The organism is Polaromonas sp. (genome assembly GCF_029945685.1).
Taxonomy (GTDB): domain Bacteria; phylum Pseudomonadota; class Gammaproteobacteria; order Burkholderiales; family Burkholderiaceae_C; genus Polaromonas.
Genome location: NZ_JAQSDA010000028.1, coordinates 59,280 through 77,437, shown reverse-complemented (window position 1 = coordinate 77,437; position 18,158 = coordinate 59,280). Strand labels below are relative to the sequence as shown.

Annotated in this window: 19 protein-coding genes and 1 pseudogene; 11 read left to right on the top strand and 9 right to left on the bottom strand. The window is 64.5% G+C overall.

The annotated features are described in order from the left end of the window. Positions 1-50: 50 nt before the first annotated feature. Together PSV26_RS20935 and PSV26_RS20930 are read left to right on the top strand one after the other, a co-directional pair. On the top strand, positions 51-347 hold the full coding sequence (locus PSV26_RS20935; protein ID WP_300573756.1) for a type II toxin-antitoxin system RelE/ParE family toxin: 297 nt from the start codon (positions 51-53) through the stop codon (positions 345-347). A gap of 3 nt (positions 348-350) precedes the next feature. Continuing rightward, complete coding sequence (locus PSV26_RS20930) at positions 351-662, top strand: addiction module antidote protein (RefSeq protein WP_300573753.1); 312 nt, start codon at positions 351-353, stop codon at positions 660-662. Between the two features lie 231 nt (positions 663-893). Here the strand turns inward: PSV26_RS20930 and PSV26_RS20925 are convergent, their stop codons facing one another. The 5 genes from PSV26_RS20925 to PSV26_RS20905 form a co-directional block, all read right to left on the bottom strand. Further along, complete coding sequence (locus PSV26_RS20925; RefSeq protein ID WP_300573750.1) at positions 894-3,395, bottom strand: EAL domain-containing protein; 2,502 nt, start codon at positions 3,393-3,395, stop codon at positions 894-896. 51 nt (positions 3,396-3,446) lie between these two features. Beyond that, the gene (locus tag PSV26_RS20920) at positions 3,447-3,833 is read right to left on the bottom strand and encodes a hypothetical protein (RefSeq protein ID WP_300573747.1); all 387 of its coding nucleotides are present in this window, start codon (positions 3,831-3,833) and stop codon (positions 3,447-3,449) included. Positions 3,834-4,101: 268 nt separating this feature from the next. Further along, positions 4,102-4,794, bottom strand: a complete 693-nt coding sequence (locus PSV26_RS20915; protein ID WP_300517058.1) for a Crp/Fnr family transcriptional regulator — start codon at positions 4,792-4,794, stop codon at positions 4,102-4,104. 145 nt (positions 4,795-4,939) lie between these two features. Further along, positions 4,940-5,656, bottom strand: coding sequence for a Crp/Fnr family transcriptional regulator (locus PSV26_RS20910; RefSeq protein ID WP_300517060.1), 717 nt, complete (start codon positions 5,654-5,656; stop codon positions 4,940-4,942). A gap of 154 nt (positions 5,657-5,810) precedes the next feature. Beyond that, complete coding sequence (locus PSV26_RS20905) at positions 5,811-6,254, bottom strand: response regulator (protein ID WP_300517063.1); 444 nt, start codon at positions 6,252-6,254, stop codon at positions 5,811-5,813. A 332-nt stretch (positions 6,255-6,586) separates the two neighbouring features. On the opposite strand from PSV26_RS20905, the gene PSV26_RS20900 reads away from it, so the two are divergent. The 7 genes from PSV26_RS20900 to PSV26_RS20870 all read left to right on the top strand — a co-directional run bounded on the left by PSV26_RS20900 (position 6,587) and on the right by PSV26_RS20870 (position 13,314). Beyond that, a complete protein-coding gene (locus PSV26_RS20900) occupies positions 6,587-6,880 on the top strand; it encodes a hypothetical protein (RefSeq protein ID WP_300573744.1) in 294 nt (97 codons plus the stop codon). A gap of 65 nt (positions 6,881-6,945) precedes the next feature. Next, positions 6,946-8,061, top strand: a complete 1,116-nt coding sequence (gene wecB, locus PSV26_RS20895) for a non-hydrolyzing UDP-N-acetylglucosamine 2-epimerase (RefSeq protein ID WP_300573742.1) — start codon at positions 6,946-6,948, stop codon at positions 8,059-8,061. Between the two features lie 26 nt (positions 8,062-8,087). Next, positions 8,088-9,524 carry a glycosyltransferase family 2 protein gene (locus PSV26_RS20890; protein ID WP_300573739.1) on the top strand — a complete coding sequence of 479 codons (1,437 nt, stop codon included), beginning with the start codon at positions 8,088-8,090 and terminating at the stop codon, positions 9,522-9,524. Further along, the gene (locus PSV26_RS20885) at positions 9,521-10,573 is read left to right on the top strand and encodes a polymer-forming cytoskeletal protein (RefSeq protein ID WP_300573736.1); all 1,053 of its coding nucleotides are present in this window, start codon (positions 9,521-9,523) and stop codon (positions 10,571-10,573) included. Before PSV26_RS20890 ends, PSV26_RS20885 begins: the two co-directional genes overlap by 4 nt. Continuing rightward, positions 10,570-11,556 (top strand): hypothetical protein, encoded by a 987-nt coding sequence (locus tag PSV26_RS20880; protein ID WP_300573733.1) that lies wholly within the window; start codon positions 10,570-10,572, stop codon positions 11,554-11,556. The genes PSV26_RS20885 and PSV26_RS20880 overlap by 4 nt, the downstream gene beginning before the upstream one ends. 63 nt (positions 11,557-11,619) lie before the next feature. Beyond that, entirely contained in the window at positions 11,620-12,465 is an 846-nt protein-coding gene (locus PSV26_RS20875; RefSeq protein ID WP_300573730.1) for a YaiO family outer membrane beta-barrel protein, read from the top strand. 9 nt (positions 12,466-12,474) lie between these two features. Continuing rightward, positions 12,475-13,314, top strand: a complete 840-nt coding sequence (locus PSV26_RS20870) for a hypothetical protein (protein WP_300573727.1) — start codon at positions 12,475-12,477, stop codon at positions 13,312-13,314. 27 nt (positions 13,315-13,341) lie between these two features. Here the strand turns inward: PSV26_RS20870 and PSV26_RS20865 are convergent, their stop codons facing one another. Together PSV26_RS20865 and PSV26_RS20860 are read right to left on the bottom strand one after the other, a co-directional pair. Beyond that, positions 13,342-13,800, bottom strand: coding sequence for a hypothetical protein (locus tag PSV26_RS20865; protein WP_300573724.1), 459 nt, complete (start codon positions 13,798-13,800; stop codon positions 13,342-13,344). 63 nt (positions 13,801-13,863) lie between these two features. After that, positions 13,864-14,175 (bottom strand): hypothetical protein, encoded by a 312-nt coding sequence (locus PSV26_RS20860; protein ID WP_300517069.1) that lies wholly within the window; start codon positions 14,173-14,175, stop codon positions 13,864-13,866. Positions 14,176-14,317: 142 nt separating this feature from the next. Between PSV26_RS20860 and PSV26_RS20855 the strand changes: the two genes are divergently transcribed. Together PSV26_RS20855 and PSV26_RS20850 are read left to right on the top strand one after the other, a co-directional pair. Further along, on the top strand, positions 14,318-14,863 hold the full coding sequence (locus tag PSV26_RS20855; protein WP_300517072.1) for a polymer-forming cytoskeletal protein: 546 nt from the start codon (positions 14,318-14,320) through the stop codon (positions 14,861-14,863). Positions 14,864-15,197: 334 nt separating this feature from the next. After that, positions 15,198-17,015 (top strand): annotated as a pseudogene (locus PSV26_RS20850) (carboxyl transferase domain-containing protein); the annotation flags it as partial. A gap of 4 nt (positions 17,016-17,019) precedes the next feature. Here PSV26_RS20850 and PSV26_RS20845 read toward each other — a convergent pair. Further along, complete coding sequence (locus tag PSV26_RS20845; RefSeq protein ID WP_300573721.1) at positions 17,020-17,745, bottom strand: LrgB family protein; 726 nt, start codon at positions 17,743-17,745, stop codon at positions 17,020-17,022. Next, entirely contained in the window at positions 17,738-18,082 is a 345-nt protein-coding gene (locus PSV26_RS20840) for a CidA/LrgA family protein (RefSeq protein ID WP_300517076.1), read from the bottom strand. Before PSV26_RS20840 ends, PSV26_RS20845 begins: the two co-directional genes overlap by 8 nt. Between the last annotated feature and the right edge of the window lie 76 nt (positions 18,083-18,158).

Genomic DNA, 18,158 nt, shown 5'->3' with positions numbered 1-18,158 from the left:
CCTGAGTTGCGGGTTGGCTGACTTTTTGTGAACCATGGATTACAATCGCCATGTTTGAAATCATCAAAACCGAAGTCTTCGATCGCTGGCTGCTGGGCCTGAAAGACCGGTCGGCGCGGATTCGTGTTCTGGTACGGATTGACCGGTTGGCCGATGGCAATCCAGGTGATTCCAAGCCTGTGCGGGAAGGTATTTCAGAGCTGCGTATTGACCACGGCCCCGGGTACAGGGTTTATTTCACGCGACGCGGCCCGCTGGTCATCGTGCTGCTGGTGGGCGGCGACAAACGCTCGCAGGACGCCGACATTGAATGCGCCATTGCAATGGCTAAGGACTGGAAGGATTGAGTCATGGCTGAAAAACTTCTTGCTGAAAAGTTCTCCCGCTGGGACAGCGCCGACTACCTCAAGACGGAAGAGGACATTGCGCTTTATTTCGAGCTTTGCCTTCAGGAAGACCCGGGTGACGGCAGCCTGATTCGCAGGGCGCTGGGCTCCATCGCCCGTGCGCGCGGCATGAGCCAGCTGGCGCGCGACACCGGCCTGGCGCGGGAAGGGCTGTACAAGGCCTTGTCGCCCGAGGGCAACCCGGAGTTCGCGACGGTGATGAAAGTCATCAAGGCGCTGGGGCTCAAACTGGGCGCGCAGCCGGCGCAGGTGTGAGGCGGGCACCGGAACCAGCCCCCCCCTTCATTTTCTCAAGCAAAAAGTGCCGCCAGCCAAGGTGGGTACTGCGCAAGCAGCTATAAATTTGGTAGCGATCTGGCCGCAACGCCGTTCAGCCGGCTCGGTTCACCCTGAGCCTGTCGAAGGGCTGGAAGGCTTCGACCCCTTCGACGGTGCTCAGGACAGGCAGCGCAGCCCGAACGGTGGAATGTATGACTGGCGAAAACATCAACAGGAGGCCGGCGCCCCCTCCGGCGGCTTGGCCATGCCTTGCATGAACACTTCAAGCTCTTCGATCGGCAACGGCTTGCAGAACAGGTAACCCTGGAAGCAATGACAGCCGTGACGGGCCAGGAAGTCGCGTTGGGCTTCGGTCTCCACACCCTCGGCCATGACGCCCAACCCCAGGCTTTGCGCCAGGCCGATGATGGTGCGGGCAATCGCCGCGTCGTTGGGATCGGTCAGCACGTCCTTCACAAACGCGCGGTCGATCTTGAGCTGGTCCAGCGGCAGGTGTTTCAGGTAAGACAGCGCCGAGTAGCCGATGCCGAAGTCGTCAATGGACAGCGTCACGCCGGCGTCCTTGAGAATGCCCATCTTGGCAATCGTCACGTCCATGTCGTTGGCCAGCAGGCTTTCGGTCAGCTCGAGCTTGAGCCGGTGCGCGCTGATGCCGGCGTTGGCGATGGCCTTCATGACCTGCTCGACAAACTCGGGGTGACGGAACTGGCGCACGCTGACGTTGACCGCGATGCTGAAGCTGTCCGTTTCCGGGCAGGCGGCCCAGCGCGCCAGCTGGGCGCAGGCGGTTTCCAGCACCCACTTGCCCAGCGGCAGGATCAGCCCGCTTTCCTCGGCCTGGGGGATGAAGCTGTCGGGAAACACGAGGCCGTGTTGCGGGTGCTGCCAGCGGACCAGGGCTTCGACGCCCACCATGAAACCCTTGGGGCCGACCTGCGGCTGGTAGTGCAGCACGAATTCCTCGCTGCGCAGGCCCTGGCGCAGCTCGTAGGTCAGCGCCGCGTTGGCTGTCGCCACCGCCTGCATGCCGGGGTCAAAAAAGCAGATGGTGTTGCGCCCCGCGGCCTTGGCCTGGTACATCGCCAGGTCGGCCTGCTTGAGCAGGTCGCCCACGCTTTTCTCGTGCTGCGTGATCAGCGTGATACCGATGCTGCAGGTGCCGTCATAGTCGTGGCCGGACAGGTCGCAGGGCTCGCACAGGGTGGCCAGAATCTTCTTTGCCACGACATCGGCCTTCCTGCGGGCCAGCGGCAGGTCGTCACCCAGGTCTTCGAGCAGGACCACAAATTCATCGCCGCCCAGGCGGGCCACGGTGTCGCGCAGCCGCACGCAGCTGTTCAGGCGCGCCGCCACCTTTTGCAGCAGCAGGTCGCCAGTGGCATGGCCCCGCGTGTCGTTGAGCATCTTGAAGTTGTCAAGGTCAATGAACATCAGCGCGCCGGTTTTGTCGGGGTTCTCCGTGTGGGTCAGTGCTGTGCGCAGGCTTTCCATCAGCAGCTGGCGGTTGGGCAGCTGGGTCAGCGTGTCGTAAAACGCAAGGTGCTCGATTTCTTCCTCGGCGGCCTTGCGCTGGGTGATGTCGCGCGCCACCGCCACCCAGTGTGTCAGCCCCCGGCTGAAATAGTCCACCGGCACGATGTCCAGCTCCAGCCAGAACTGCTCGCCGTTTTTCTTGTAGTTGATGAGTTCCGCGCGCACCGGCTGTGACCGCTGCAGCGCCTGGCGGATGCGATCCAGCTCGACGCGCTGCGTGCGCTGGCCCTGCAGAATGCGCGGCGTCTTGCCCAGCACTTCGGCCGGGCTGTAGCCGGTCTGCCGCTCGAAGGCGTCGTTCACAAACACGATGCGCGGGCCGGAGTCGTGCAGCGGGCCGGCTTCGGTGATCAGCACAATGTCGTTCAGGCGCGAGATGCTGGTTTGCAGCAGCAGCAACTGCTCCTGCGACTGGCGCCTGTCGCTGACATCGCGCAGGTAGATGGCCACGCCGTCTTCAAAAAGGTAGGCGCGCAGCTCCAGCCACCGTTCGGCAACGGCACAGAAGACCTCGAACTCGCGGCCGGCGCCGCCGCCGAGCATGTCCACGATTTCCCGGTGCACCCGGCCCGTGGCATTGCCCTCCAGCACGTCCCAGAGTTTGCGGCCCAGCAGTGCCTTGCCCGGGGCGCGTAGCAGGCGTTCGCTCTCGCTGTTGACGTAGGTCAGCCGGCCCTCGCGGTCCAGGGTGGCAAAAGCGTCGGTGATGCTTGCCAGCGTCGTGGCCAGCCGCATGGTCAGGCTTTGGGTTTCCTGCTCGGCGCGTTTTTGGGCCGTGAGGTCTTTCAACACCCCGGACAGCTGCACGATGGTGCCCGATGCATCGCGCAAGGCCTCGCCCAGCGAGCGCATCCACAGGCGCTGGCCGCGCCCGGTGAGGACCTGCACCTCCTGGTCAAACGCCGTGCCGTCGGCAAGGCAGCGTTCCAGCGCCTCAGCCATGCGGGCGCGCGACTCGGGCGCATACACATCGAGCGCGTGGGCCCAGGTCGGCGCCTGCTCCGGCGTGATTTCCAGCATGGCGGCCAGGTGCGCCGTCCATGTCATCTGATGCGACGGCAGCGCCAGCATCCACGCGCCCGCACCGGTGGCCCGCTCAAGTACCGCGAACGGGCTCGAGGGCTGCAGGGGCGGGGCGGGGGGAAGGTTCTGGGGCGGGAGAGGGGGGACCGGCATGGTCACCACGCTAACAGAGGCCGCCCGGGCCCGGGCTACGCAAAGTGCGCGTCAGGTTGTCGGACGTTGACTGCGTTCCTGCTTCAGCGCGTGGTGCAGGCGATCCAGCGAACTGACACAGTCGAGCACAACGGCTTGCACCAGGCTGGCCGACAGTTCGGCCGAATGGGCGGGTACCTCGGGCAGTTCCCCCAACCGTTCTCCGACAATGCGCCGCAGCGTGGTTGTCACCGCCGCAAACAGGACATCCCAGTCCGCGAGCTCGATGGCCAGGTGCGCGTCATACGGTGCATCGGGGGCGGCTGCCTCAGGGTGGGGCGCGAGCCCGTTATCGCGCGGCGCCACGGCGGCCGCCGCATCGGGCAGAGAGGCCGGGCGCACGCAGAGTGCGCCGGCGGCCTGCCCTGGCGTGCACGGAAAAAAGGAGGATGAGGTCATGGGGAGCCTCTCTGTGCCCTGGGGCGATTGCATGCCATCGCATGCAGGTGTGAAGTTGCAGGCTGTTTGGTCCGATGCTGTTGGTTGTAAAGGATTTCTTTCCTATCGTCTGTGCGCCAGCGTACGTACGGTCTGGCTGACCCTCATGCTGTTTGTCAGCACGGGTATTTCCGCTCCCCCAAATGGGCCAGGGGTTGCAAGGCTTCGACCCCTTCGACGGTGCTCAGGACGCGCGGTCCAGCCGAACGGCCGGCGAACGGCCTGATGTCTATCCCAGCAAGTCGGCGTAGGTCCGGCGGTCGGCGGCGTAACAGCTGCAGGCGGCGGCTTCCAGGCCCTGGCGGTCCAGCACGGTGAGTTCGCCGCGGTGGTACTCGATCAGGCCGCCCTTTTGCAGGGCGCTGGCGGCGGCCGTGATGCCAACGCGGCGCATGCCCAGCATGTAGGCCAGAAACTCGTGTGTGACATGAAAGCTGTCGGCGTGGGCGCGGTCCTGGCTCATCAGCAGCCAGCGTGCCAGGCGCTGCCCGGTGAGGTGAAAACGCAGGCAGCCGGCAGACGCGGCGTGCTGCGCCATCAGCACATACAGGTAGCGGTTCAGGCCGCGCTGCAGCGCCGGGCTGCGCGCCAGCTCGCGCTTGAAGGCGACGGTGCCGATGCGCCAGGCACTGCCGGCGCCCTGCACCAGCGCGCGCCAGGGCGCTGTGGCGACACCCAGCGCAAGATGCGCGCCGAGCATGCCTTCGCGGCCTACCATGCCCACCTCCACGCCCGGGCTGCCGTCAACCGGCGTGACCAGCGAGATAAAACCCCGGGTCGGAAAATACACGTGGCGGACCGGCTGGCCGGGCAGGCAGAGGACTTCAGACAGCGTCAGCTCGACGGGCTCGCAAACGGCCAGCAGGCGTTCGCGGTCCCTGCGGGGAAGGCGTTCGACGAGGTGATTTTCGACAGGGGACAAGTCGCTCTCCGGTGGGTTGCGGCCCCTGCTCGGGGGCATTTACAAAGCCGCGCCACTGTCAGATGCAGTTCCAGTCGGTGTCCCAGTATGCGCTAGAAAATCTATCTACCTCAGAACGGGGTCAGCGCAAGCAGAAGAAACGGTGTCAGACCGCCAGCTTGTCGGGGAGCAGGCGGTCGTATTCCCTCTTGACCACGGCATAACATTCGCAGGTGCGCTGTTCCAGCCCGGGCCGGTCCAGCACGGTGATGCGTCCGCGCGAATAACGGATCAGGCCGAGGTTTTGCAGCTTGAGCGCGCCCTCGGTCACCCCTTCGCGGCGCACACCGAGCATGTTGGCAATCAGCTCCTGCGTCATCACCAGCTCGTTGCCCTGCAGCCGGTCCAGGCTCAGCAGAAGCCAGCGGCACAGCTGCTGGTCCAGCGAATGGTGGCGGTTGCAGACGGCGGTTTGCGCCATCTGCGTGATCAGCGCCTGGGTGTAGCGCAGCAGCAGGTGCAACACGGGTGCACGCTTGAACTCTTCCTTGATGACTTGAGCCGAGAGTCGAAAACCCTGGCCGGCGCTTTGCACCACGCCCCGGCTGGGCGTCGATTCGCCGCCCATGAACAGCGAGATACCAACCACCCCTTCGTGGCCGACCACGGCGATTTCGGCCGAGGCGCCGTTTTCCATCACATACAGCAGGGAGACGATGGAGGTGGTGGGAAAGTACACATGGCTCAGGGTGCTGCCCGACTCGTAAACCACCTGGCCCAGCGGCATATCGACCCATTCGAGTTGCGGCAACCAGCGCTGGAATTCAGCGTCAGGCAGGGCGGCGAGCAACTCGTTTTTGAGGGGATCAGGTGAAACGGCCATCAACAAAAGCTCCGAAGCGGTATCTGGCTTCGAGTGGCGCCTCTGGCAGAGGTTTCGAGACAGTCCCTCAGTCTAGGCTGTCTGAACCGCGTTGTATGTACGCTAGCGAACAAACCGATGAACGGCCTGCCCGGCGGAGCGAACGCCGTTTTTCTCAGGTGGGTGTGGCCTGGCCGTGCTGCGCGACGGCTTCACGCTGCGCCTCCTGCACATCTTCGGTGTGGGCGTTGGCCGTTTGTTCGGCGCAGTAGGCCAACAGCGCGTCGATTTCAGTGGTCTTGTCAAACACCGCGTCGGCGCCGAGTTCGGCCGCACGCCGGCGGATTTCGGGCGTGGCGTAGTTGGTCAGCACCACCACCTTCTGGTAGGGCTCGCGGTGGCGGCAGCCGGCCAGCACGCCCAGACCGCTGCCTTCCTTGAGAAAAAGATCCACGATGGCCAGGTGCCAGGTGCCGTCATGCAGCGTGAGCCATCGGCTGGCTTCGGCCTGGGTGACCGCGTGCCCCACGACCTTGACATGGGCGATCTCCTCCAGGGTGTCGATCAGGTTGTCCCGAATGATCTTGTTGTCTTCGGCGAGGTAGGTGATGAGTGCCATGGTGGTTGTCCTGTGATGAGGGGTTCGCTTGCCGGACGGCAAATGAAGCGGCCCATTCCATGAGGCGCCGGGAAATTGAAAAAAATGCCGTCCACCCGCGCGCGGGCTTGTAGGACGGGGCGTCCAGCGTGTGCGTGCCGGTTACCCGCTGCCGGGTGGGGAGCGTGGGGGGTGTTTGGCCGCGCCTTTGTGCGCTAGCGCACAGAGGCGCGGGGGCCGAGTCCTACAGGCAGGGGCGGCTTTGCCTCAGGCACCCGGGTCTTGGCGCTTTTTATAGTCAATGAGAACTTAAGTTGTCACCCATCCCAGAAGACACCCGGACCTCAGCATCTATGCACAACGAATTTGACCAGTTGAAAAACTTTCCCGACATCAGCACGCTGCGGCCGGCACTTCATTCGCTGTGCTCGCGTTATGGGTCCGTGGCGCGGCTGGACATCCTGGCGGCCAGCCAGGCGGGCAAGCGGCAAGCCCTGTGTTTTCTGCGCCTGGATTCTGCCGCGCAGGAGCAGCAGTTCATGAGTGAACTCGGTGTGGGCCGTTTCGGCGGCGACCTGGTCGTCATTGTTGACTTGTTGACCCCCGGCGCCATGACAGGCCCGGGCGCGAGCGCACAACCGGTTTGACCCGGCGCTGAGGCGCCCGCGCGCGGGTCCCCGGCCAGTCCTTTCCCCTTTCCTGAAAAGCTCCCATGCAAAACATTCTTATCGTCTCGGGCACACGCCCTGAAATCATCAAGCTGGCGCCCCTCTATCACGCGCTGCGTGCAACCGACTGGGCGCGCGTCCAGTGGCTGCACACGGGCCAGCATGGGGACATGGCGAGCCAGATCTTCGAATGTTTCGACGTGACCCCGGACATCACGCTGGAGCGCGCCGGCAGCAGCCTGCTGGCATTCAGCATGGGCTGCCGGCAGCAGCTTGACACCGTGATGACAGCGCAGGACTGGTCGCTTGTCATTGTGCAGGGCGACACCGAAAGTGCCTTTCAGGGCGCGCTGGCGGCCTTCTACAACCGCGTTCCGCTGGCGCATGTGGAGGCCGGGCTGCGCACTTACAACCTGGCCCGGCCGTTTCCCGAAGAGGGCTTGCGCCAGATGATCAGCCGCCTGACGCGGTTCCACTTTGCGCCCACGCAGCGCGCCATGGTGGCCCTGCAGACGGAGGGCATTGCCGATGAGTTCATTCACCTCACGGGCAACACCGTGATTGATGCCCAGCAATGGACCTGCGCCCACCGCGGCGTCAAGCGCTCCAGTGCGGGCCGCGGCCACTTGCTGGTCACCGTGCACCGGCGTGAAAACTGGGGCAATGACGTGGAAGAAATCTGCCACGCCATCGCCGACATTGCGCGCCAGCAGCCGGAGCTGCAGGTTCTGTTTCCGGTGCACCTCAATCCCGTGATCCAGGGACCTGTCAATGCCTTGCTGGGCGACATAAGCAACGTGACCCTGACCCCGCCGCTGGACTACACCGGCATGCAGCAGGCGCTGGCCGATGCGTGGCTGGTGCTGACCGACTCCGGCGGCCTGCAGGAAGAAGCCCCGACCTTTGGCGTGCCGGTGCTGGTGCTGCGCGATGAAACCGAGCGGCCTGAAGCCATTGAAGCGGGCTGCGCCCTGCTGATCGGCGCGACGCGCAGCGCCATCGTTTCCGAAGTCACCCGGCTGTCGAAGGACACCGGGGCGTACACCCGGATGGCGCAGGCCGGCAACCCGTTTGGTGACGGCACGGCCTCCGCGCAGATCGTGGCATTGCTCAAGAACAGCCTGGTCGCGGTGCCCAAGGCCGTCCCCGCGCTGGCCTGACCGAACCCTTCCACTGGAGCATGTTCATGTTGCCTTCCTCTTGCAAGCTTCTCGCCGAAAGCCCCGTTCCCGCCCTGCGGCGGCCGGGCCGGCTCCGTGTGGGACTGTTCCTCGCATCCGCCGCCCTCATGGGGGCGGGGCCGGCACTGGCGCAGGCCCCGGCAACGGGTGCGCTGATTCCTTCGTTCAAGGACTACCCGGCCGCCGCCGTGATGACGACCCTGCTGTTCGTGATCGTGGTGGGCATGATGATTTACGGCGTGCGCCACTTCATGTTCACGATGAACCGGCTGACCGGTGTGCAGCGCCACCCCTACATCGACATCGCCGTGGCGCGCTGGCCCATGATCACCGTCTTCATTGCCGCGCACAACGAGGAAAAGGTCATTGCCGGCTGCATCGAGGCGCTTCTCAATACCGACTACCCGGTGGACCGTCTCAAGATCATTCCTGTCAATGACCGGTCCAAGGACGGCACCGGCGAGATCATCGACGCTTATGTGGCGCGCTTCCCTTCGCGCATTTCGCCGTTCCACCGCACCAGTGGCAAGGCCGGCAAGTCGGCCGCGCTGAAGGATGCCCTGAATTTTGCCGAGGGCGACATTGCCATCATTTTTGACGCCGACTACGTGCCCGGCCGCGGCTTGCTCAAGCAGCTGGTGGCCCCGTTTTTCGACCCGGAAGTCGGCGCTGTGATGGGCCGCGTGGTGCCTGTCAACAGCGGCGCCAACCTGCTGACCCGCATGCTGGACCTGGAGCGCTCGGGCGGCTACCAGGTGGACCAGCAGGCGCGAATGAACATGAACCTGCTGCCGCAGTACGGCGGCACGGTCGGTGGTGTGCGCCTGTCTGCGGTTGAGGCGGTGGGCGGTTGGCACGACGACACGTTGGCCGAAGACACCGACATCACATTCCGGCTCATGCTCAACGGCTGGAAGACGGTCTACACCAACCGCTCGGAATGTTATGAGGAGGTGCCGGAGGAGTGGGCCGTGCGCATCAAGCAGGTGACACGCTGGGCCAAGGGCCACAACCAGGTGATGACACGTTATTGGTGGAAGTTCGCCACCAGTTCCTACCTGACGCCGGCACAGCGCATTGACGGGCTGCTGCTGCTGTTTGTGTTCGTCATTCCGCTGGTCATGCTGGCCGGTTGGTGCCTGGCGCTGGGTTTGTACTTCCTCAATGCGGGTTCCCTGCTGTCGTCCCTGATTCCCGTTTTTGCGCTGATGATTTATGGAACGCTGGGCAACTTTGCCGCGTTTTTTGAAATCGTGATCGCCGTGCTGATTGACGGCAACCGGCGGCGCCTCAGGTTGTTGCCGTTCAACATGCTGGGTTTCCTGGTCAGCCTGTTCGCCATCTCGGGCGCGGTCTGGAGCCTGCTGCTCGACAGGATTTTCAAGCGCGAGATGGTCTGGGACAAAACCATCCGCTACCGCTCCAAGGCCGCTGAACAATGAACCCCAACTACATCACCTACACCGCGTTTGCACTGGTCTGCCTGTTGCTTCTGACGCTTCCCTTTGTACCGGCGTTTCGCGAGTGGCTGCGCCCCACGGATTTTGCGGCCTTGCCGATCTCGGCCAACTACACCACCGACATTGACCACTTTGCCCGTCGCCTGCATGCCGATGTCTCGGCCAAGCTCGGGCTGGGCGAGCCCACCGGTTACGAGGATTTCGAATTTGTCGATGATCCGGATTGGGCGGCCGGTACCGAGCTGGACTGGGGCAAGGCCGAGAAGCGGCTGATTGCACGCAGCAGCATCACCAGCCCCTTGCCCATCCACAGTGCGCAGCCGGTGTACGTGCAGGGAAGCCTGCGCGCTGGCGCTGAATCGGTCTTTCCGGCGCTGTACGCCACCGGTGACATTGATCTGGGTGAACACAGCACCGTCAGGGACTGGGCCCATGCCGATGGCGTGCTGCGCATGGGGCCGCGCAGTGTGGCGCTTCGGCGTGTGTCCGCCGGCAGCGCCATCGAGCTTGGCAACGAGGCCTGGTTCGAGCGCCTGAATGCGCCCACCCTGAGGTTTGGCGCCCAGCCCAGCCCTGTGCAGCCGACCGCTGATGCAGTGCAGACGCCTGCCAGTTATGCAGATTTGCCAGGCGCCGTCCAGCAGACGCCCCTGCTGTACCTGATACGGGGTGATTGCGCGCTGCCGGCCGGCAGCATTTATCAGGGATCGCTGGTCGTGACCGGCTTTCTGACCATTGGCGCAGCGACCACCATCGTTGGCGACATCAAGGCGCGCGAAGGGGTGAGCATCGGCCACCGCGCCAGTGTGCAGGGCGCGGTGACCTGCGAAAAGCGCGTTTATGTTTACAAGGAAGCCAGCGCCTGGGGTCCGGTGGTGTCCGAGAGCGACATCCTGATCGGGGCCAGCGCGCTGGTGGGACTGCCTGAAGCGCCCACTACCGTGACGGCCCGCAACATCATCGTCGAAGACGGCGTGGTTGTGCATGGCACCCTGTGGGCCAGAGAGATCGGCATGGTGAAGCAGGCATGAAGTGCAAACAACTGTGGACGGTTTGCGTGACGGGCGCGTTGCTGCTGACCCAGGCGGCGTGTGCCGGTGCGGCCGCACCTCTGGAGCTGGGCGGCTACACGGACGACAGCGGCGCCATCACCGTGCTGCACGGCGGTGATTCGGCGGACCCCTATTTCGCCATGCAGGCCCTGCTGCTGGCGCACGAAAACGGCATGGACATCTCGGTGCCGGCTGAAAAGTTTGCCAACTGGCTGGTACCGCGGCAAAAACCGGACGGCACCTTTGACCGGTTCTGCCGGGGCGCCGATAAAAAATGGGTGTCCTGCAAGACGGCCGATGCCGACGACTCCCTGCTGGCGATCTGGATGAAGCTGCTGGAAACCATGCCGGCCAAGCTGGCCGGCAACCCGGTCTGGCGCAAGAGCCATGAGGTCAGCAAAGTCGCACTGGAACACCTGTACCAGCCGTCGCGCGGCATTTACATGGTTTCGCCGGTGGTGCTCCATGGCCTGTTCATGGACAACCTGGAAGTCTGGTCGCTCAAGGTGCACCTGAAGCAGCCGCAGCAAAGGGCGGCTTCTGACAAGCTGGCGCGCGCCATTCATGACACGTTCTGGGACCCGGTGAACAAGCGGTTTCTGGTGTCTACCCAACTCGAGCAGCGCTCCCAGAAGCCGGCTTTTTACCCCGACCATGTGGCGCAGATTTTTCCGCTGATGTTCGACTTTCCGCTGCTGCCCGCCAATGCCCGGCCCTACTACCGCGACTGGATGGCGGCTCACCGCGCCGAGTGGCTGATTCAGGGCCAGGCCGACTACCCATGGGGTCTGCTGGCGGTGCTGGCGCTACGGCAGAACGACAAGGTCAGCGCGGGGTGCTGGCTGCGCGAGGCCACGCCGCTGCGGCATTCGACACGCTGGGCGGTGAGCGATGAGGCGTCCTATCAGATCCTGCTCAGCCGGGGTGTGAAGGCGGTGGACAAGCAGACCAGCTGCAAATAGGGTGAAGTGCGCCGGGTCGTGGGCCCTGGCTGCAAGCTGCAACAATTTTTTTGAGGATGTTTTATGTTGAAAGTCATTTTTCCAGCCTTGCTGGTGATCCTTGGTGCTGCGGCGCCTGTCGCGGCACAGACGGGAGGCACGGGCAGCGGCTCGGGTCAGCCCGGCAACGTGCTGGCCCCGCCGCCCGAGCCGTCTGGTGCAGAACCGGTGCGTAATCTGGAGCTGAGCACAGGCGTCCAGCACCTGACCAATGGTTACGGGAACTGGCACGACCTGACGCTGAAGGGCGCCTATGGTGTGGACAAACATGTGCTGCAGGGCGAGTTGTCCGCGCACAAGCGGTTTGGCGAAAGCGGCACATTTCTGGGCGTGAGCGACACCTACACCTTCAACGAAGACTGGTTTGGCTCACTGGCACTGGGTGTGGGCGACGGGGCTTTTTACCTGCCGCGTTACCGGGTGGACGCGACGATTTACCGCAAATTCCTTCCGGACCGCAATCTCGTCGGCTCTGTGGGCGTGGGCCACTACAAGGCCCCTGACGGGCACACCGACCGCAGCCTGTCCATCGGTGCTGCCTACTACTTCGAGGCCCCCTGGATTGTCGAGGGTGGCGTCCGCGTGAATCGCAGCAACCCGGGCTCGGTGGATACGCAGCAACAATTTGTGGCGCTGACGTGGGGGCGCAACAAGCAGGACCTGGTGACTGCGCGTTATGGCTGGGGCAGCGAAGGTTATCTGGCGATTGCGGCCAACCGGCAACTGGTCAATTTTGACAGCCGTGAGGCCAGTCTGACCTGGCGCCACTGGTTCAATGCGCGTACCGGCGTGCTGGTGGGCGCCAACCGCTACACCAACCCGCTGTACCGCCGCAGTGGTGTGAATGTCGGCGTTTTCCACGATTTCTGATCACGCCCCATGAGCTCCAGAACCAACACCCTGACTGAACCTGCGCGTGAGCAGGAGCGACTTTTCAACGCCTCCTTTTCCGCGGCCCGGGAAGCCCGCGCCCGGCAGGTCCTCGTGCGCCCGCACCGGTCCATCACCCCTCTGAAGGTCACGCCCTGGCTGCTGGCGCAGGCAGTCGTCCTGCCCTTGATCCTGTGCGCGCTCGTCTACTACGGAAAACCGTGGCTGTTTGATTTCTGGCGCGATTGCATTCTGTTCTGGTCCAGCGGGCTGGACATGCCATTCACGCTGACCAACCAGCTCAACGATGCGGGGCAATACGCGATGCAGCTGTCGAGCGGGCCGGACGACAGGCCGCTGCCGAGCCGCACCATCCTGCTGGTGACGGCGGTCGTGACGCTGCTGGCGCTGGCCCTGTCGGTACGCATGAAAAATGCGCAACTGCCGCTCAAGTACCCGGTGCGCATCGTGGGCGTGATCCAGCTTGTGACGGTGGTCTATTTCTGGCTGTCGCCGCAGGCCTTTCCGTACAGCATCGCACGTCATAGCGAAGAGCTCATGACCATTGGTTACGTGGTCATGCTGGCCACGCCGGTGATGCTGGCCATGGGGTATTACATCCTGAACCAGAGCCTGTCGATCAAGCTGTTCCACACCGCGTTGATCCTGGGCTTTTTCGCCATCATGATTCCCCATCAGGTGCTGGCGCAGGCCTTCATCATGCAGCACCTGTCGGTGTTGTTCATGCCGGTGCTGTATATCTGCATGGGCGCCGTCTTTGACGCGCTGGTGTTTGTCGCCCTGTACTCCTGGGCGGTTAGCAGCGCACCGCCAGACGCCACGGTCTGATCTGACCCGGGCGGATCTGCGCGCAGTTCAATAACGTACGCTGCAGACTTCCAGGGCATGGAGCCCGCGGTCGGTGATGAGGTGGCCGCCTTCGCCGTCATCGGCCAGGAAGCCGTGTTTTGTCAGTGAGGCGACGGTTTTGAGCCCGTGGGCACGCGTTTTGTGGGGTTGCGGCTGCTTGCGCTCGGTGGGCGGCAAGCCGACGATCCGGAAGCCATAGCGCGCATCTTCCAGGCACTCATACTGCTTGTAGGTGAGTATTTTCACCGGCAGGGCGCCGGTGGTGGTGCCGCTCCACTCAAACTCGGGCGGCGCATAACTGACCCGGTAGGTGCTGTCGTCCAGGGTACTGCTTTGCGGCTCCGCCTGCCCACCGGCTGCCGGCGAACCGGTGTCCCGACGCTTCATGGCGCGGTAGATGGCCCAGCCAAGCAGCCCCAGAAGCCCCAGCAGCATCACCCCCACGAGCAAGACAACAAACTCCACAAACTTCCCTTTCTGGCAACTGGTGTAATTATCCGTACGAAGCGCCCGCTCGGGCGGGTGTGCTCAGCGGTCCTGAAGCTCCAGTTCAAAATGGGCATCGCCCATGTAGCGTTCGGCGCCAAAGGCCGCTTGCGTGGCCGCCAGTTCGGCGGCTTCCCACTGCTCGGCCAGCAACTGCTCCGCCGGCGCCAGGTCCCAGGGACGGGTCTGCTCCCCGTGAATCTGCAGCAAGCGCAGGTAGGCGCGGTAGACCGGCGCCACCAGGCTGGCATCACCGAGCGAGGCCTCAAGCGCGGCTCGAAACCGCTGCGCTGCGCTGGCGCGTTCGGTGTCGCTGACATCTTCGCTGTGGAAAATCCTGACCGTGTAATGCATGGCCCCAGTCTACAAGCTCGCAACCCGCACGCGGTGCGCCCGGGCGCGAGGCACCCGGTTATTTCGTTACTCATCTTGCATTCGCGGTGGAGACTTTTCAAAGTGGTCTCCGTACCATCGGGTCCTTTTGAAGGAAATCCAGATGGCACTGCAATCACCGTTCTTCGGCAAACGCGACAATGAGTCTTCCGGTCTGCGTCATGGCAGCCCCAACCCCAATCCCTACGCCAACAGCCCTGCGGCAACCAACGTCTCGAACAGCGCGCCTGCTGCTGCGGCGGTCGCACCCAGCGCGCCGACTGCCGCCCCGCGGGAGAGTGGCGGCAGCAAGCTGACGGTCGGCCCCAACATCAAGCTCAAGGGCGTCGAGATCACCGACTGCGACACCCTGGTGGTGGAAGGACTGGTGGAGGCCACCATGGATTCGCGCGTGATGCAGATCTCCGAGCACGGGGAGTTCAAGGGTTCGGCCGAGATCGACATCGCCGAAATCCATGGTGCGTTTGACGGCAACCTGACGGTGCGCCAGAAGCTCGTGATTTATGCCACCGGCAAGGTCACCGGCAAGATCCGTTATGGCAAGCTGGTGATCGAAGAGGGTGGCCAACTCGCCGGCGAAATCCTCTTTGGCGCCGTGGCCAACACGAAAACCGCACTGACCGGAAAACCGGGCCTTCAGGTCGCCTGAGTTTTTTAGGGCCTGTTCACCCTATTTATACAAGTGCGAACGTGGTTAAAACAGCGCCAATCTAGGCGCGCGACGACGCTCAGCCTGGGCGGCTGGGCTAGGAGTGCAACGACGAGTGGCGTTGTTTTAACCACGTTCCCTCCGGGTTGCGGCCAAAAAGGCCATGCGCAGCGTTGCAAAGCCTTGCCGGGCGCGAGCCCGGCTGCATTTTGCGCCTCGCGCATGGCCTTTTTGACTCGCAACGCATCTTGCATAAATAGGGTGAACAGGCCCTAGACGCCCGCTGTCACCGAGTTGACGACAGCGGCGCGCCGTGCGGGCGCACAATGCGCCGATGTCCGCGGTTCACTCCCCCCTTCAAGCCCAGGTTGTTCAATGGCAGGTCGAGCCCGGCGCAGCCGTGCAGGCCGGCGACCTGCTGGTGATTCTCGAAGCCATGAAGATGGAGCACGAAGTGCGGGCGGCTGTGGCTGGCCGCGTCGGCGAAGTTTTTTTTGCCGACGGCGAGCTCGTGGAAGCGGGCGCGCTGCTCGCGCGCATCGAATCCGCACAGGCGGTGGCGCAGCCTGTGCAGGCCAAAGTGTCATCCCCCACGTCCGATGGTTTGCGCGCTGACCTGCAGCGTGCCCTGGATCGCCATGCGCCCACGCAGGACGCCAGCCGGCCCGAAGCGGTGGCGCGGCGCCACGCCCTGGGCCTGCGCACTGCGCGCGAGAACATCACCGACCTGTGTGATGCGGGCTCTTTCATGGAGTACGGCGCGCTGGCCCTCGCGGCGCAGCGCAGCCGCCGCAGTGAAGAAGACCTGGTCAGGAACACCCCGGCCGATGGCATGGCCACCGGCATCGGCAGCATCAACGGCGCCCTGTTCGACCCGCAGGCAAGCCGGGCCGTGGTGATGGCCTACGACGCCACCGTGCTGGCCGGCACACAGGGCATGCGCAACCACCAGAAAACTGACCGCATGCTGGGCATCGCGCTGCAGAACAAGCTGCCGGTGGTGCTGTTTGCCGAAGGCGGCGGCGGCCGGCCCGGGGACACCGACATGCCCATTGTTGCCGGCCTGCATGTCGGCACGTTTGCAAGTTTTGCCCGACTCAATGGCCGGGTACCGGTGGTGGGCATTGTGGCGGGCCGCTGTTTTGCCGGCAATGCCGCATTGCTGGGCTGCTGCGACGTGATCATTGCCACCCAGGGCAGCAACATCGGCATGGGCGGCCCGGCGATGGTCGAGGGCGGGAGCCTCGGTGTGTTCAAACCTGAACAGATCGGGCCGGCTGGCGTGCAGCACGGCAATGGCGTGATCGATGTGCTGGTGGACGACGAAGCCCACGCGGTGGCGGCGGCACGGCACTATCTGTCTTTTTTTCAGGGTGCCCTGCAGGCGTTCACTGCGCCCGATGCTCTGGCCCTGCGCGAGCTGGTGCCCGAGAACCGCTTGCGCGTGTACGACACGCGGGCGGCGATCGACGGTATCGCCGACGCGGGCAGCGTGCTGGCGCTGCGCACCGGCTTTGGGCAAGGCATTCACACCGCGCTGGCGCGTATCGAGGGGCGGCCGGTAGGCATTCTGGCCAACAACCCGCACCATCTGGGCGGGGCCATCGACGCCGATGCGGCCGACAAGGCCGCGCGTTTCATGCAGCTGTGCAATGCGCATGGCCTGCCGCTGGTCAGTCTGGTGGACACCCCGGGTTTCATGGTCGGCCCGCAGACCGAGACGCAGGCGCAGGTGCGCCATGTGAGCCGGATGTTCATCGCCGCCGCGCACTTGCGCGTGCCGTTTTTCAGCGTGGTGCTGCGCAAGGGATACGGCCTGGGCGCCATGGCCATGACGGCCGGCAGTTTTCATGCGCCGGCGTTCAATGTGGCCTGGCCCACTGGCGAATTCGGCGCCATGGGGCTGGAGGGGGCGGTGAAACTCGGCTACCGCAAGGAACTGGAGGCGCTGCCCGAAGGCCCGCAGCGTGAGGCCCTGTACGACACCCTGGTGGCGCAGCAGTATGACAAGGGCGGCGCGCTCAACATGGCGACCACGCTGGAAATCGATGCGGTGATCGACCCGGCGCAGACGCGCGACTGGCTGGTGCGCGGCCTGCAGTCGGCACTTATCCGGCCCGCAGACGGCGCACTGGCCATCGACACCTGGTGAATGCCTAAAAAAGCCGGAACAGCAGGGGCAGCAGCAGCGAGGCCAGCACCACCTGCAGCCCCAGCGCCAGGCCGGCGTAAGCCCCCGCGTCGGCGTTGACCTGCAGCGCACGCGCGGCGCCTATGCCGTGCGAGGCGGTGCCGAGCGCGAAGCCGCGCGCCGTCCAGCCGGCTGCATCCAGCGGAATCGCTAAGGCATCAAACAGGTATTTGCCGCTGAGCGCACCGACCAGACCAGTGATGACCGCAAACACGGCGGCCAGTGCCGGGATGCCGCCTATTTTTTCGGCAATGCCCATGGCCACCGGCGCGGTGACGGATTTGGGCGCCAGGGACAGCACCACCTCCAGAGGCAAGCCGACGGCCCAGCCCAGCGCGAGTGCCGAGCCGCTGGCGGCGATGCCACCGGCCAGGGCTGCCAGCAGCAGGCTGCCCCAACGCTGGCGCAACTCGGCGCGGCGTTGCCACAGCGGCCAGGCCAGCGCCACCACCGCCGGGCCGAGCAGAAAATGGATGAACTGTGCGCCGGCGAAATAGGTCGGGTAGGAGACACCGGTGGCCAGCAACACCGCGGCAATCACCAGCACGGTCCAGAGCACGGGGTTGGCCCAGGGCGCCTGCTGCAGGCGCGCGTAGATGGCCTGGGCCACGACGTAAACCACCAGCGTCGCCGTCAGGCCGAACAGCGGCGTGGCGGACAGGTAAACCCAAAGCTCGACAAATTTAGGCATGTTTGCGCCACAACAGGTGCAAGGTCAGCACCGTCACGACCAGTCCGATCAGGGTGGACAGAACAATCACCAGCAACATGCGGCCGCCGTACTGGCTGACCAGGCTCAGGTGGGTCATGACGCCGACACCCACTGGTACAAACAGCAGCGAGAGGTGCGCCAGCAGGAAGTCGGCGCAGGCCGCCACGGGTTCGCGCACCAGCGGCCAGCGCAGCGCGACGAGCAGCAGCATCATGCCGATGACCGGACCGGGAAACGGAAGCGAGAGGCCGCGCGAGAGCAGTTCGCCGATGGACTGCAACAGCAGCAGCCAGGCGAGGCCGCGCAGACCCATCATGGCGACCGCAGCGCCGGGCCGCCCCAAGCAAGGTCATCCCCCTCTGGGGGGCAGCGTATTACACGCAGTGAAAAGC